General features: G+C 42.2%; 14 protein-coding genes. 13 read left to right on the top strand and 1 reads right to left on the bottom strand.

Annotated elements, in window-relative coordinates; all coding sequences use genetic code 11:
• The first annotated feature begins 55 nt into the window (after positions 1-55).
• The 3 genes from MHH50_RS12660 (at position 56) to MHH50_RS12670 (ending at position 1,990) form a co-directional block, all read left to right on the top strand.
• Positions 56-649, top strand: coding sequence for a TIGR00730 family Rossman fold protein (locus MHH50_RS12660; RefSeq protein WP_076125930.1), 594 nt, complete (start codon positions 56-58; stop codon positions 647-649).
• A 141-nt stretch (positions 650-790) separates the two neighbouring features.
• Positions 791-1,684, top strand: coding sequence for a polysaccharide deacetylase family protein (locus tag MHH50_RS12665; RefSeq protein WP_340034398.1), 894 nt, complete (start codon positions 791-793; stop codon positions 1,682-1,684).
• Positions 1,685-1,828: 144 nt separating this feature from the next.
• Positions 1,829-1,990 carry a hypothetical protein gene (locus MHH50_RS12670; protein ID WP_172628809.1) on the top strand — a complete coding sequence of 54 codons (162 nt, stop codon included), beginning with the start codon at positions 1,829-1,831 and terminating at the stop codon, positions 1,988-1,990.
• Between the two features lie 78 nt (positions 1,991-2,068).
• On the opposite strand, the gene MHH50_RS12675 is transcribed toward MHH50_RS12670, so the two are convergent.
• Entirely contained in the window at positions 2,069-2,281 is a 213-nt protein-coding gene (locus MHH50_RS12675) for a hypothetical protein (protein WP_076125931.1), read from the bottom strand.
• A gap of 270 nt (positions 2,282-2,551) precedes the next feature.
• On the opposite strand from MHH50_RS12675, the gene MHH50_RS12680 reads away from it, so the two are divergent.
• The 10 genes from MHH50_RS12680 (at position 2,552) to MHH50_RS12725 (ending at position 14,949) form a co-directional block, all read left to right on the top strand.
• On the top strand, positions 2,552-3,910 hold the full coding sequence (locus tag MHH50_RS12680) for an extracellular solute-binding protein (RefSeq protein WP_076218205.1): 1,359 nt from the start codon (positions 2,552-2,554) through the stop codon (positions 3,908-3,910).
• 103 nt (positions 3,911-4,013) lie between these two features.
• Entirely contained in the window at positions 4,014-4,967 is a 954-nt protein-coding gene (locus tag MHH50_RS12685; protein WP_036686279.1) for a sugar ABC transporter permease, read from the top strand.
• The gene (locus MHH50_RS12690) at positions 4,964-5,827 is read left to right on the top strand and encodes a carbohydrate ABC transporter permease (protein WP_076304180.1); all 864 of its coding nucleotides are present in this window, start codon (positions 4,964-4,966) and stop codon (positions 5,825-5,827) included. The genes MHH50_RS12685 and MHH50_RS12690 overlap by 4 nt, the downstream gene beginning before the upstream one ends.
• A gap of 83 nt (positions 5,828-5,910) precedes the next feature.
• On the top strand, positions 5,911-7,635 hold the full coding sequence (locus MHH50_RS12695) for a sensor histidine kinase (protein ID WP_076304181.1): 1,725 nt from the start codon (positions 5,911-5,913) through the stop codon (positions 7,633-7,635).
• 62 nt (positions 7,636-7,697) lie between these two features.
• On the top strand, positions 7,698-9,017 hold the full coding sequence (locus MHH50_RS12700; protein WP_076308159.1) for an extracellular solute-binding protein: 1,320 nt from the start codon (positions 7,698-7,700) through the stop codon (positions 9,015-9,017).
• Positions 9,018-9,034: 17 nt separating this feature from the next.
• On the top strand, positions 9,035-10,633 hold the full coding sequence (locus MHH50_RS12705) for a response regulator (protein ID WP_076306336.1): 1,599 nt from the start codon (positions 9,035-9,037) through the stop codon (positions 10,631-10,633).
• A gap of 14 nt (positions 10,634-10,647) precedes the next feature.
• Positions 10,648-11,844, top strand: a complete 1,197-nt coding sequence (locus tag MHH50_RS12710; protein WP_076308118.1) for a hypothetical protein — start codon at positions 10,648-10,650, stop codon at positions 11,842-11,844.
• 143 nt (positions 11,845-11,987) lie between these two features.
• Positions 11,988-13,052 carry a fatty acid desaturase gene (locus MHH50_RS12715; protein ID WP_076125939.1) on the top strand — a complete coding sequence of 355 codons (1,065 nt, stop codon included), beginning with the start codon at positions 11,988-11,990 and terminating at the stop codon, positions 13,050-13,052.
• Between the two features lie 158 nt (positions 13,053-13,210).
• Positions 13,211-14,347 (top strand): sensor histidine kinase, encoded by a 1,137-nt coding sequence (locus MHH50_RS12720; protein WP_076279793.1) that lies wholly within the window; start codon positions 13,211-13,213, stop codon positions 14,345-14,347.
• Complete coding sequence (locus tag MHH50_RS12725) at positions 14,347-14,949, top strand: response regulator transcription factor (RefSeq protein ID WP_036686291.1); 603 nt, start codon at positions 14,347-14,349, stop codon at positions 14,947-14,949. The genes MHH50_RS12720 and MHH50_RS12725 overlap by 1 nt, the downstream gene beginning before the upstream one ends.
• Positions 14,950-15,214 lie beyond the last annotated feature (265 nt).

Raw genomic sequence — 15,214 nt, forward strand, 5'->3', positions numbered from 1 at the left:
ACAATAAGTGAATTAATCTCAATTTCACCATAATAACCAGTCTGGAGTGATAGGAATGGCTTTTACAATATGTGTGTTTGCCGGATCGAATCCAGGTCTTAACTCTGAATATACGGAAATGGCTAGGGAATTAGGTTATCATATAGCGGCACAAGGCTGTAGGTTGGTCTATGGAGGTTCGCGGAATGGCCTTATGGGACAGGTTGCGGACGGGGTACTCGCTAATGGTGGCGAAGCTGTAGGAATTATGCCAGTGGATCTTTTTCAAGATGAAATCAGACACTCCGGATTGACGAATCTGATTGAGGTCTCTAGTATGCATGAACGTAAGGCGGTAATGAGCGGTATGGCGGATGCTTTTATTGCTTTGCCGGGAGGTCTTGGAACCTTCGATGAGCTATTTGAAATTCTGTGCTGGATGCAGATTGGTATTCATCAGAAGCCTATAGGGCTGCTGAATGTTCGAGGTTATTTTAATCCACTGCAAGCCTTGATCTCCCATAGTGTGGCTGAAGGTTTTGCACCAAAAACTGCACTTCAAATGCTGCATATGAACTCAGAACCCGAATATCTGCTTGAACTGATGAGAGGGCGAGTGGATCATAATAATGATGAGAAGGGGAAAGCAAGGTTCCCGTCTCAGCGCTAGATTCAAGGTTTCCACTGCTCTAAGGTGCGAATAATTGGTTTAGCACGCTATTCACAATAAGGACGCAAACACTTCACGGTGTCTACGTCCTTATTTTTTATTTTCTTTTTGTTAAATTATTCAGTAATAGGGGGAAGGTTTATGATTCGAAAATTAGGCTTTGCGGCTGACGACCGTCTGTTAATAATTAATGCCGACGATTTCGGAATAACTAAAGGAACTAATGAAGCTATTGTTAACTTATTTGAAGGAAAAGCTATAACATCCACATCTATTATGATGCCTTGCCCAGACTCAAATGACGCTATGAAGATAATTAATTGGAAAGGAATAAAGAATATTGGAATTCATCTAACGCTAACGAGTGGCGAGAAATATCCGTATCAACCAGTATTCAAAGAAAAAATCTTGAGTAGCTTAATTACGGGGGAAGGGGATTTTCATCAAGATGCCACTCTTCTGGAAAGAAACGCTGCTGATGACGAGATTAGAATAGAGTTAGAATCGCAAATCCAAAGTGCAATCGTACAAGACATTGATCCAACTCATCTGGATAGTCATGGGGGGAGTATTATGGGGTTATACACTGGGCGAGATTTTTTAGAAATAATATTTGATTTGTGTGAAAAGTACCGCCTGCCCTTTAATTTACCTATTAGGATATTAGAACAACCCTTTTTTAATAATGATCAGTTGAGATTGTTTCAAAAAAGAATTTCTTCAGCAAAAGAAAGGGGGATTTTATTAATCGATGATATAATTTCTCTTCCTTACTGTTTTTACCCTGCTGCGGAATATAGCAAAATGAAAATGAGATTAACTGAATTGTTAAAGAATTTAAAACCTGGAATAACACAGTTAACTATACATCCATCTAAAATAACAGATCAATTAATAGCAATAACGAAATGTTATACAGAAAGAGAATTGGAATATCGTCTTCTAAATGATATTGAAATTAAGGAATTGATTATTAATGAGGAGATTAAACTTATTTCGTGGAAAGACATACGTGATTTACAAAGATGTATTTAGCATATTGTAAAGGGTGCACTTTTTCATTTTTTAATATGAATCTGATAAAACTGTTTAAACTTTGGAGAAGATGGGTAAATAAGCCGTAAGTAACCAAGCAGAAATGCAAATTTCAGGAACATCACGGAAGGAGGTTGAAATCCAATGAATGTGATCGTACATAATCTTATGGCTTACAATCATCAGTTTTTTAGACCTCAGCCCGTGGTCAATCCCAAGCAAGGAAAAGCAGACAAGAAGAGAATGAGTTTCCAGGAAGTTCTGAATGAGAAAATGAAAGCGTACAGCACCTACAACAAAAATTAAAGATGAAAGCTATACCCTATGTCTGTTAAAGAAAGCCGGAACGCGATGATCCTAGAGATCATTGCATTCCGGCTTTCTTTAGGGTCTAACCTCAAAAAATTCGCAGCTCTTGCGTGAGTAGTAAGTCAGATCACTAACTCTAGATTGAATAACAACATCGAAATCAGTGAAGCGGACAACGGTTGCTCCTGAATTTACTAAATGATCGTCCTGAAATACACGAACAGGTAATTTGCGGTCAACGGCTTCTTGGAAATCGCTGTCGCTTAGCAGCGGGCGGTTAATGGGCATGGGAAATAACTCCTTTGATCATGTAATGAAGTAAGAAATAAAAATAGTATACCTGCGGAAGCACAAGAAATCCAATTTAAGATGAAGTACACGTATTCTGTGAGGAACATATTTGGACGAAATTTTATACTCCCTCCTTAGACATAACATAGATATGAATGGTTTCGTAATTATTTCCACCATAAATCGGAAGTTTACCTCCTCAAAAAAAGAATTTAAACCCTGTACACTAATTCTTGTAAGAGAAACCTTTGAAAGGGGTACAGGGGAATGAATAAAGTAAAACACTTGGCGCTATCGTTAGTCGCTATCATGCTCGTAGGTTCACTGGCAGCATGCGGAGGCAACAACGCCGAGAACAACAACACATCAAACAAAAATGCAGGTAACAACGCAGCAAGCACAAGTGAACCTACTAAGGATGAGGGAACAGAACCGGCTGAGAAAATCGAACTTTCTTTCTGGACACTGGGCAACGTGAACTACGAGGATTTAGCGAAGGAGTACACTAAGGAACATCCAAACATTACGATCAAAGTGCAAAATACCGGTGACCAAACCGCTCACCATAATAATTTGACCACTGCTTTGTCGGCTGGATCGGGTGCGCCTGATATTTTCCAACTTGAAATCGGTTTCATGGAACGTTTCATCAACGCTCAGGACAAGTTCTATAACCTGAATGATCTAGGTGCCAAAGATATTCAAGCCAACTATCTGGATTGGAAATGGAAACAAGCTTCTTCCGTAGATGGCAGCTTCCAGCTAGGTCTTCCAACAGATATCGGTCCAACGGTTGTATATTACCGCACAGATTTGGCTGAAGAAGCTGGACTGCCAAGTGATTCAGAAGGATTCGGCGCTGCTATTGATACTTGGGATAAGTTCGCAGCTGTTGCCAAAGCTTTCAAAGAGAAAACAGGCAAACCATTTGTAGACCTTACGGATCTTACCTTTAATGCTTTGCGTGATCAATCTGCTGATGAAATCTATTTCAGCAAAGCTGATGGCAGCTTTATCGGAGATACCAATCCGCAAGTCAAAAAAGCTTATGATTTCACGGTTAAAGGTATTCAAGAAGGCTGGATCAGCAATGTTATGCTCTGGTCTCCTGAATGGGGTCAAGGCATGAACGACGGTTCATTTGCAGTAGTTATGGGACCAGCTTGGATGGCGGGAAATGTTAAGAGTAATGCTCCAGACTCCTCTGGCAAATGGAAAATTGCTCAGCTCCCTGAAGGTGCTGGTAACTGGGGTGGCTCGTTCCTGACGCTGCCAAAAGAAGGCAAACACTCGAAAGAAGCTTATGACTTTATCGCATGGATGGATAACAAGGAAAACCAACTGGAATCTTTCAAAACCAAAGGCCTTATGCCTTCCATTCCTGCCCTGTATGAAGATCCTGCATTCGTAGATTTCAAAGATGATTTCTTCGGTGGACAACAAACCGCTGTAGAATTCGGTAAAGCAGCAAACCGGGTAAAACCTGTATACTACGGTCCGCTTCACGACCAAACCGATACTTTCTTCAAAAACGCCTTGAAAAATGTGTTGGAGAAAAAAGCAGATCCGACCAAAGAATGGAACGAAGCAGTAAAACAAGCGAAAACATTGGCTGAACGCAGCTAAGATTTCAAGCTTATGAAATTCAATTTCTAGAAGGTCCGGATTCATAGAGTGAAACATTCTCTGTGAATTCGGATTTACACGTTAGATTACCTGGAGGTGTGACATGGCACAACCTGTTATTTCAAGTCCGCATGCCGAGAGCAAGCGCCGCTTTTTAACTGAACAAAGAAGGAGCCGCATCACTGCTTACACGTTTATTTCGCCCTTTTTTATTCTGTTCTCGATATTTGGACTATATCCGATCTTTTTCACGATCTATCTCTCGTTCTTTAAATGGGATGCCCTGAATCCTATGAAATTTGTAGGGTGGAAAAACTATGATCTGGTCACAAGTGATCCGACCTTTTGGATTTCTTTTAGCAACACGTTAATTATGGGGCTTATGGGTACTGTTCCACAGATATTACTAGCTCTATTGATTGCTGTTTTGTTGAATTCGGCGATGACTCGCTTTAAGAAGACGTTCCGGGTTTTATTTTTTATGCCTAATATTACGTCTATCGTTGCGGTTACGCTCGTGTTCAGTACACTGTTTGGCAACAACGGAATGATCAACTGGATACTAAACGGCTTGGGACTGGATAGTATGGCCTTCAACTCTGGCTGGTGGGGCGTTAAAATCGCCATTTCTACGATGGTAATGTGGCGCTGGACGGGATATAATGCCATTATTTTTCTATCAGGCTTGCAAAGTATCCCTACGGATCTATATGAAGCGGCCCGTATTGACGGTGCGAACAGAAGACAACAGCTAACCTTTATAACGTTACCGCTATTGAAGCCATTCATTGTATTTGTTACCTTGCTTTCAACTATAGGTGCCTTGCAGCTGTTCACTGAGCCTTATGTATTTTTGGGCCAAGCGGGAACTGGATCTACACGTCAGGAAGGAATCACTATGGTTACTTATTTGTATAGCGAAGCATTCCGCAACGGATTTTTTGGTACGGCAGCAGCTACGGCAGTCTTGCTGTTCCTGGTCACGATTATTTTCTCTGTCCTCAATATGCTGGTCTCAAATCGCATGGGTGGAGATACGGGAGGGGGTAAAGCGTGAGTACGCTGCGTGTATTTAAAAAAGATCCGGATGATCTAGGGATCATCGGCAAGTTAGGATTTTATCTGCTGCTGGTTGTTGGTGCGCTCGTGTCCATCTTTCCTTTTTATTGGATGTTTGTAGTTGGCACTAATGACAGAGGCGCAGTATTCCATGTGCCACCTTTGCTTACGGTTGGAGACCAGTTTTTTGAGAATTTCCAGCGGGTACTGGACAAAACAGACTTCTTTCAAGCCTTGGGCAACTCTTTATTTGTCTCATCTATGGTTACAATATCAGTCGTGTTTTTCTGTACACTGGCAGGTTATGCCTTTGCCAAATATGAATTTCCGTTTAAAAATTTTCTGTTCTACTTTGTAATTGCTACATTATTTGTGCCACAGCAGCTTGGTGTATTACCTACTTACGTAATTATGGCCAAGCTCCACTGGATAGACTCTTTCAAGGCACTTATTGTTCCGGCGATGGTTAATGCCTTCGGGATCTTCTGGATGCGGCAGTATATCACTACAGCTGTACATACGGAATTGATTGAAGCAGGTCGGATCGATGGCGGCGGACATTTCCGGATCTTCTGGAACATCGCTATCCCGGTCATTACTCCAGCTATGGCTACACTAGGTATACTGAATTTTATGACCGTTTGGAATGACTTCTTCTGGCCTTTAGTGGTACTGAAGAATCAAGAGCATTTCACAATTCAAATTGCGCTCCAGCAGCTGTTCTCCAATCGCGATGGTCTAGACTACGGAATGATCATGTCAGCAACATTTACGGCAACCTTGCCACTGCTGATTGTATTCCTGTTATTTAGCCGCTGGGTGATTGCTGGACTTACTTCAGGAGCTATTAAGAGCTGATCTTACTTTTTGATCTTTACAGGGAATAGGCGGTTTTGTGAAGAATACTAGAGGACAGAGACAGCAGGGGGAAGGGGAATATCATGAAACTCCGCCGTAAAATCTTGTTCGCTATTATTCTTCTCGTCTTTATTCCGGTTATTCTGATGGGGATCGTCACTTACGTTAATTTTTCTAATGCAATGGAGAAAAAATCAAGCAACTTCTACTGGATTTCACTGCTTGAAACGGATCGAAAGCTTAAATTTGCGCTTAGTGAAATCACCTCGATCACGAATTCAAAAATTACGCAGCCGGTTGTTCAGCAATCACTGAAGCAGAAGAACTTTGTAATCACTTATGATCGAAAGCAGGAGCTTAGCAGTTATCTCATTGATCATCCAATGATTACTTCATTTAGTTTTTATAGTAAAGATCGTTTAATTTATCAATACAATGCATCGATGTCTTTTGAGGACTTGAAGAGACAAAGCTGGTTTGACGCGATGGAAGGCGCCGAAGGGCGGCCTGTGTGGTCAGGACCGGGAGAAAATGGCTCGGAGATCTCCGGCAATCCGGTACTTGTACAAGCAAGAGTAATCAAAGATTCATATTCTCTCGAAGATATCGGATATCTGGTTGTTAATGTAAAACCTGATTTATTGGATCAGATTTTCTGGGAAGCAGCAACCCTTAAGAAGGGGGATATTTTGCTGGTCAACAAGCTAGGAAATATCGTTTTTAATAAATCCGGTGAACATATTGGACAACGCACAGATTTCCCCTTTTTACAAAATGATTATGCTAAGGAACATGACTATTACATCGACAACTATCAGGGGGAAAAATCACTCATAACCTTCCTACCTTCTCATAATGCAGCCTGGTATTTAGTAGCCATTACACCTATGAATCTCATCTCGTCAGAATCTGTATCCATCCGGAATATTGCGATTATTTTAAGTACAGTTTCGCTGTTATCCGCCATTTTGTTCGACCGCTATTTCGTACGGAGGCTCGTTCATAGTATTAATAGTGCGGTTAACGGGATGAAGCGGGTGAAGCAGGGGATATTTACGCCGATCACTACACCCTATCGTGCTGATGATGAAAGTGATTTGCTGATTGATGGCTTTAATCGGATGAGCACGCAGATCAATGAGCTGCTTGTGCAGGTGGAGACTGAGCAGGGACGTAAGAAGGAAGCAGAAATGCAAGCGCTAATGGCGCAGATTAACCCTCATTTTATTTATAATTCACTCGAATCGATTAATTCGATGGCCGTGCTGCAAGGCAATAAAGATATTAGCAAAATGGTCATCTCACTCGGTAAGCTGCTGCGAATCAGCATCAGTCAGAATCAGGAGCTGATTCCGCTGCATATGGAGTTCGAGCATGTCCGTCATTATTTGGATATCCAGAAGTTTCGTTTTGAAGATAAATTCTCGTATATCATAGATCTTTCGGATGGTCTTAGGACGTTCATGACACAAAAGCTGATCGTTCAGCCGATTGTTGAGAATGCGCTGTATCATGCGATTGAGCAGATGGAGGACCCAGGGGTCATTGAGATTACGGCCTATGAAATGGGCATGGATATGATCATTATCGTAAAAGATAACGGCCCCGGCTTTGACCTTGCCAAGATGATGAGTCTTTGGGATAACGAGGGAAGTGCTCAGAAGAAATACAGTGATAGCGGCGTGGGGCTTAAAAATGTGCATGAACGCTTGAATATTCGGTTCGGCAGTCCATACGGCATACTAGTGTGTTCATCCCCCGGCTTTGGTTCAACCATCCGAATCCGAATACCAAAAATACTGCCGTAATCGACCGTACGGAAAGAAAGGGGGAGAATGTTATCAAAAAATGGTTATTGAAATGGGGCTGGATGTGGTTATATCTAGTGCTGATTTCGGGTGCGGTTTTATTTATAACTTTAGGAAAGCAAGAACCCATTGAAGATGATTCACCAGAGAAAATCACATTAACTTTCCGTCATTTCTGGATTAAAGAGCATGATCGGCCACTGTTGACTATTTATGAAGATATCGTGGACAAATACCAGTTAGAGCATCCAAATGTGAAAGTTAACTTTGAAGGTGTGGATCAGACGTTGCACCGTGATCAAAAGCTGAAGAACGAGATGGTTACTGGCACCCCGCCAGATATGTTTGTTTTGTTCGGTGGAGCGGAAATTGAGCCCTATGTGCGCTCTAAGCGTCTGATTGATCTGACGGATTTCGTCCGGGAGAATGCGCTAACCAATCAATTCAAGGATCTGGATCTCTGGACCTTTGACAACCATATTTATGGCTTGCCCATTGAAGGGAATGCTGAACCTTTATATTTTAATAAAACCATATTCGAAAAGCTCGGTTTGAAGCCGCCAGAAACGCTGCAAGAGCTTGATGCTGCCATACTAAAGCTGAAGTCGGCAGGATATATTCCATTTGCACTTGGCAACGAGGATCGTTGGCCCGCAGGAATTTTTGCACATTATTTAATGGATCGTTATGCCGGCGCCGACTTGATCGAGAAGCTGATCACTGGTGAAGATCAAGCCAGCTTTCAGAATGAGGCGTATTTAAAGGCTTTTCAGCACTTGGAGCAATGGATCAAAGAAGGTGCCTTCAGCACGAAATCGAATGCGTTATCCACAGAAAATGCGGTGGGACTATTTACGAGCGGCAAGGCTGCGATGTATCTGAACGGAAACTGGGATATCAATTTATTTGCCGGAACAGCAGCTCCTACGGATTTTCAAAATGAGGTAGGTGTTATTCCGTTTCCCACATTGAAGAAGGGGGAACAACCTTCGATTGCCGGCGGTTATACATTTGGCATCGGTCTTTCCTCCGAACTAAGCGGAGCGAAGCGGGAGGCTGCACTCGATCTAATGAAAGCTTTTTACACCCAGGAGGTTCAGACTCGGATTGTATATGAAGGGTTGAGAATTCCGTCCATGCGCATCGCCTTTGATCCTGAGAAGACAGGACCCGTATTCGCGCAAGTCATGAATATGATGGAAGTTAACCGGAAGAGCTTTGTCCCTTATGATAATGTATTGTCACCAGAAGTGAAAAAAACGTTCCTGAGTGTTATAGAACAGATGATTAACGGAGAAATGTCTGCTGAGCAAGCGTTAAAGCAAGTGCAGGCATCCTCCATTCAATATTGGAATTTGATCCAAAGCTCAAGTGTACAATGATGCTGGAGGTACAGGGAATGGATGAGTTACAAGAGAAATATAAAGTAATAATCGTGGATGATGAGCCGATTATTCTTCGTAGCTTAAAAGCAGCCATTCCATGGAATGATCTTCAGATGGAGATTGTGGGAGAGGCCCGAAATGGAGAATTAGCTCTCCGCTTGATAGAAGACACTTCACCACATATCGTGATTAGTGATATTCGCATGCCCGTAATTGACGGGATTACGTTGATGAAGGAAGTATTGTCTAAAAACCCGAAGCTGGTGTTTATTTTTATAAGCGGGTACGGAGAGTTCGAATATGCAAGAGAAGCATTACGTCAAGGTGCTTTTGATTATTTATTGAAGCCGATCGATCATGATGAACTGGTTGAAATGCTAAACCGCGCCAGAACCAAGCTGGATGAACAGAAGCAAAATGATCAGCTGATTCATTCTGTGCAGATGCTGTCACTGCTTGCACGTGAACGTCTGTTTGCAGAAATCACTTTGGGAAATGCAAGGCCGCTTGAGCATCTGAAATGGCTGGAGAACAGTGAACTGGAGAGCGGATATTTCATGGCTGTTGTCCAGTTAGATGACTACACCACACTGAGCAGTCAATGGAGTGTAGAAGAAAAACGGCTATGGCTGTTTGCAATCCGCAATATTGTGGAAGAATGGTCACTGGAGCATGGCGTGCTGACGGTTTTCCCGTTTCATAATGGAGAGTGGATACTACTGTTCCCTGGATCTTTAAGCGCCAGCAGGAGAGAACTTGGTGAACATTTGATAGCGGGAATCAAGAGATACTCCAAGCAGTCTTGTTCCGTAGGCATCAGCCGCACCACACAAGGCATTGATCAATTAAGTACGGTTTACCCTCTGGCCGCGAAGGCCTTATATCAACGGTTCTATTCGGGTCTTGCCGGGGTCTTTATTGATGAAGAGATATCGTTCCCAAGCAGTAAAGAGGTGAAATACCCAAAAGAGCTGGAAACCGCGCTGATAGAAAGTATACGTACCTTAAATAGAGACCGGATGTGGTCTTTATTTGATAAGCTTGCTTTATTTATTGAGTCACAAGCTGTTCCTAAGGATATGGCTGAACGTCTTCTTGTTGAACTGATTGTTGTTTTGTATAGAAATTATGAGTATTTGAATATAAATTCAGATTGGTCCTTGCATGGATTACTTAGCAAGATGCACAATCTCGGCACTTTAAATGAAGTGATCTCTGCTCTGAAAGAAGAGTTTGGTGTGCGATTGGAGCAAGGGAACAAGCCTGTGAATCGCGAGGATACGCGTAGCGCCATCGAGAAAGCGAAACGTTATATTGAGAGTAATTACCATAAAGATTTAAGTATTGAGGAAGTAGCGGAGCTGGCTGATCTCAGCATCAGTCATTTCTGCACTTTATATAAGCAAATAACGGGTTATACCTTTTTGGAGTATGTTACTCACTGCCGGATGGAGAGGGCAAAGTATATTTTGCAGAGCAGCAACGTAAAAGTGTATCAGATAGCTCCTCTTGTCGGTTATCAGGACCCACGTTATTTTACACAGGTTTTTAAAAAGGCTAGTGGTCAAACACCAACAGAATACCGAGAAGAGCATACTAAGCAGAGCCATTAACGAGGAGGTAAGGGATGGAATTTCATTTGGAGATGATTGTTAAGTGTTTAACGAACCTCAAGCTGCAGAAATATTGGAAAGGGTTCGAGGCTGTTTCTTTTGCATTTTATAATAAGGATAACGTGTATCTGTACAATCATCCCAAATTCAAAACGGTAGGATATCATCCACATTTGCTTTCTTGGAGTAATGAATTCTCAGGAGATACCATCATCTTATATGAGGATCACCCTACAGCCATCGTTAATCTGGAATTACATGAAGAATTCGAAGAATTGTACGCCATTTGTGTACACGAATTATTTCATGGTTATCAATTCCTGATGGGAGATGAACGTTATGCAGATGAATTATTGATGATTACCTACCCTTTATCCCTCGAAAATATGGAATTGCGGATTCAAGAAAGACATCATTTATATCTTAGTGTAATGGCAGCTACTATTGAAGAGCGTAATCACGCAATGTACAGATTTATTGCCATCCGTCAACAAAGAGAACAACTGCTTGGGGAGTACGTGCTAAATGAATATCTTATCGAAACGCTGGAAGGACCCGCTTGGTATGTTGAATTAAATGCCTATGCCGAAAAATCCACCCTACCTAATGAGGAAGTATTGCACAAATTCAGTTCGTATTTAATAGATGAACTTGAATCTTCGGCTAATATCAGAAGAAGCTGCTACGGTTCTGGTCTGTTTATATGTTTGCTGCTGGATGAGCTTCGCTCCGATTGGAAAGAAGAGTTTATGAAATCGGAGTTAAGTTTATATGCGTTTTTTAAGCAATTTGTGGATCAAGTCGTCATTCCCTTCGAGGAGATATCCATCAGCAAAGAAACGGAAGATATTATGCAATCGGTCAAAACAATCAGGGAGAAGGAATTCATTGATTTTATCAGCCTGGATGGGTACCACCTGTATATTGAAGGAGATATAAAATCTACGGGTTTTAATCCTATGGGTATTATTGGTGGAGATGAGAAATGCATTCATAAGAATAATTTACGAATCCAAATCAATGATGCGGAGTATTTTCTGGAAAAGCCAGTGATTAGCTACTATACAGCTGACCTTCGAAATATTAATAAACTGCACCTCGTACTAGATGAACCTCCAACTTTTAATAAAGATTCGTTAATCCTTAATGGAATTGGTGAGATCAAAGGTCAATACGAAGTGAAGGAAGATGGATGTTGGCTGCAATGCTAACGTAATTTAAATGAGAAGGAGAGTATGACATTTGTCATACTCTCTACTTGATGTTTATGACTTATAGGATGACACTTCATCACCTATACTTAGAGTAGATGAAAAGATCCTTAGCCGGACACATCAAGGAGGAAACGATATAGATGACTACAAAACAGACATCACAGCTCTCCAGCCTTAAAAAGAGTGTAGCCCCTTACGAGAAAAATGACCGCAACGCAAGTATAAGACAGCTCATCAATACTTTAGGACCACTTGTGCTGTTATGGGGCGGAGCTTATTTCTCTTTATCCGTTTCCTATTGGCTCACCCTTCTGTTAGCTATTCCTGCAGCAGGATTTGTAATTCGAACTTTTATTATTTTTCATGATTGCACACATGGATCGTTTTTTAAGAATCGTAAAGCGAATGATATTATCGGAACGATCACAGGTGTACTGACACTGGTTCCTTATCGGCAGTGGAAACATAGTCATTCCATTCACCACGCCAGCTCCAGTAATCTCGATAAAAGAGGGATCGGCGATATTTGGATTATGACGGTCGAGGAATACGCAGCCGCTTCCTTCTGGAAACGTCTATATTACCGGATTTACCGCAATCCAATCGTGATGTTTGGTCTTGGACCGATTGCTGTATTTATGATTCAGTATCGTTTCAATGTTAAAGGTGCTAGACGCAAAGAGCGGATGAATACCTATTTGACGAATATTTCAATCGCAGCGCTTTATGGCTTGCTAATATGGGCGATTGGCTGGCAGGCATTTCTTATGGTGCAGTTGCCTGTAGCATTTGTATCAGGGTTTCTCGGCATATGGTTGTTCTACGTCCAACATCAGTTTGAAGACTCTTATTTCGAGAATGAATCTGAATGGAGTTATGTGATGGCCGCGGTTGAAGGTAGCTCATATTATAAGCTGCCGAAGGTGCTGCAATGGATTACGGGCAATATCGGCTTCCACCATGTGCATCATTTAAGTCCAAAGGTGCCAAACTATAATTTGGAAAAAGCGCATAACGCGACGCCACCGCTACAAAAAGCAACAACGATTACGATTGGTACCAGCCTGAAGGCCCTTAATTTCCGTCTTTGGGATGAGGAAAATAAACGATTCATTAGCTTCAAAGAGATGAAGTCCATATTAAATAAACCGAAAACTGCAGGCGAGGTCCTGCAAGTTCATAAGCCCAGACTCCAGGGAGAATAATGGCTACATTGTAATCAAATAGCAGCAATATGGAAGGTTAGAGCCGGAGAACTCATTCGTGCTCTAATCTTTTTTCTCTTTATCGTTGTGGTTCACCGGATTTTACCGGATTTATGCTAGAATAAGGTGAGTGGCATATGGCAAAAAGGAGAGCAAACATGCAGAAGTGGCATCATATTTTTCATAAAAGTACAGGTCTTAGCCCTTATGTATGGGTCGTATTTTATATTCTACCGTTTTATTTCATCTTTCGGTCCTCTTCTCCCTACCAGGTAGTTTCGGGAATCTTGATGATCGCTGTGTTTTTTGTTTGTTATGTGCTTTCTTTTGTCTCCAAGGGTTGGTTAGTTTATTTTTGGACGAGCGTGCAGATACTGGTCTCTATAACGATGACGTTGTTGTTTGGATATATGTATTTTGCGCTTTTTTTAGCCTTTTTTATTGGGAATATCCAGAATCGAGTAGGGTTCTTCACCCTGTACTCCATTCATTTGCTGACTACGATTATTACGATCAATTATGAGCTGCTGTCGCGTAATCCCGTATTTATCAGCCAGCTTCCCTTTGTTCTTGTCAGTATGATTGCAGTGATCCTGCTGCCAATCAGTACCTATAACCGCAATAATCAAGGGAAGCTGCAAGACCAATTGGAGGATGCTAATAAGCGTATCTCAGAATTGGTTAAGCTCGAGGAACGCCAGCGGATTTCACGTGATCTTCACGATACATTAGGTCAGAAGCTTTCGTTAATTGGTCTGAAAAGTGATTTGGCAGGAAAGCTTATCGACAGTAATCCGACGCAAGCCAAAGCCGAGATCAATGATGTACGCCAGACGGCAAGAAGTGCACTGAAAGAGGTCCGGGAGATGATTACGCGAATGCGCGGCATTCGGCTTGAGGACGAACTCGTTCATATTCAGCAGTTTCTTGCGGCTGCGGAGATTGACTATGTTTTGCAAGGCAATCCTAAACTGTCTAATACTTCATTGATTACGGAGAATGTGCTCAGCATGTGTATTAAGGAAGCTGTCACAAATGTTGTGAAGCATAGTAATGCACAATCTTGCACAATTATCATTGAACCCACACGCACAGATCTCATCATTAAAGTGAAAGATGATGGAACCGGCATCCCGGGCAATGATCTTTATTTTAAAGGACATGGGCTGCAAGGTATGCGGGAACGTCTTGAATTTGTAAATGGCTGTATGGATATCGTGCGAGATGAGGGGACTACGATAGTAATTAAGGTCCCAAATGCATTTAAGCATCCGGAACAGGAGGTAACCGTATAATGATTAAGATTGTAATCGCTGAGGATCAGCGAATGCTCCTTGGAGCGCTGGCATCTTTGTTGGATTTAGAAGAGGATATGAAGGTCGTGGGCCGGGCAAGCAACGGGGAAGAAGCTGTAGCGATGGTTCAGCAGCATAAGCCGGATATCTGTATTATGGATATTGAGATGCCAGCGATGAGTGGTCTCGACGCTGCGGAAGCGCTGAAGAATAGCGGCTGCAAAACGATGATATTAACCACCTTTGCCCGTGCGGGATATTTCGAACGTGCGCTCAAGGCGGGAGTTCATGCTTATCTGCTGAAAGACAGTCCTAGCGAAGAACTGGCACTTTCGATACGTAATGTGATGGCAGGCCGACGCATGTATGCACCGGAGCTAATGGATGAAGCCTACAGCGGTGAAGTAAATCCTCTGACTCAGCGGGAGAAGGAAGTACTTGGACTCATTGCCGACGGTAAAAATACAAAAGAGATCGCCAGCCAGTTGTACATTACCACGGGAACAGTCCGGAATTACATCTCAGTTATACTAGATAAGCTGGATGTAGGTAACCGCATCGAGGCAATCACTCGATTTAAAGAAAAGGGTTGGTTTAAGTGAGCGGGGTAAGAAACGCTTAGTTGGTTGAAGCGGCTTGTAAACGCGAATAGCAGATCGCTGAACGCTGAACGCTGAACGCTAATCGCTGAACGCTAATCGCTGAACGCTAATCGCTGAACGCTAATCGCTGAACGCTAATCGCTGAACGCTAATCGCTGAACGCTAATCGCTGATCGCTGATTGCTAATCGCTAATCGCTAATCGCTGAACGCTAATCGCTGAACGCTAATCGCTGAACGCTAATCGCTGAACGCTAATCGCTGAT

The organism is Paenibacillus sp. FSL H3-0302, assembly GCF_037982245.1.
Taxonomy (GTDB): Bacteria; Bacillota; Bacilli; order Paenibacillales; family Paenibacillaceae; genus Paenibacillus_AQ; species Paenibacillus_AQ odorifer.

What these genes read in the sequence shown, in the direction of transcription:
- MHH50_RS12715 (WP_076125939.1), top strand. Translation starts at nt 11,988, where the DNA reads ATGACTACAAAACAGACATCACAGCTCTCCAGCCTTAAAAAGAGTGTA.
- MHH50_RS12720 (WP_076279793.1), top strand. Translation starts at nt 13,211, where the DNA reads ATGCAGAAGTGGCATCATATTTTTCATAAAAGTACAGGTCTTAGCCCT.
- MHH50_RS12665 (WP_340034398.1), top strand. Translation starts at nt 791, where the DNA reads ATGATTCGAAAATTAGGCTTTGCGGCTGACGACCGTCTGTTAATAATT.
- MHH50_RS12685 (WP_036686279.1), top strand. Translation starts at nt 4,014, where the DNA reads ATGGCACAACCTGTTATTTCAAGTCCGCATGCCGAGAGCAAGCGCCGC.
- MHH50_RS12695 (WP_076304181.1), top strand. Translation starts at nt 5,911, where the DNA reads ATGAAACTCCGCCGTAAAATCTTGTTCGCTATTATTCTTCTCGTCTTT.
- MHH50_RS12680 (WP_076218205.1), top strand. Translation starts at nt 2,552, where the DNA reads ATGAATAAAGTAAAACACTTGGCGCTATCGTTAGTCGCTATCATGCTC.
- MHH50_RS12675 (WP_076125931.1), bottom strand. Translation starts at nt 2,281, where the DNA reads ATGCCCATTAACCGCCCGCTGCTAAGCGACAGCGATTTCCAAGAAGCC.
- MHH50_RS12700 (WP_076308159.1), top strand. Translation starts at nt 7,698, where the DNA reads ATGTGGTTATATCTAGTGCTGATTTCGGGTGCGGTTTTATTTATAACT.
- MHH50_RS12710 (WP_076308118.1), top strand. Translation starts at nt 10,648, where the DNA reads ATGGAATTTCATTTGGAGATGATTGTTAAGTGTTTAACGAACCTCAAG.
- MHH50_RS12725 (WP_036686291.1), top strand. Translation starts at nt 14,347, where the DNA reads ATGATTAAGATTGTAATCGCTGAGGATCAGCGAATGCTCCTTGGAGCG.
- MHH50_RS12705 (WP_076306336.1), top strand. Translation starts at nt 9,035, where the DNA reads ATGGATGAGTTACAAGAGAAATATAAAGTAATAATCGTGGATGATGAG.
- MHH50_RS12660 (WP_076125930.1), top strand. Translation starts at nt 56, where the DNA reads ATGGCTTTTACAATATGTGTGTTTGCCGGATCGAATCCAGGTCTTAAC.
- MHH50_RS12670 (WP_172628809.1), top strand. Translation starts at nt 1,829, where the DNA reads ATGAATGTGATCGTACATAATCTTATGGCTTACAATCATCAGTTTTTT.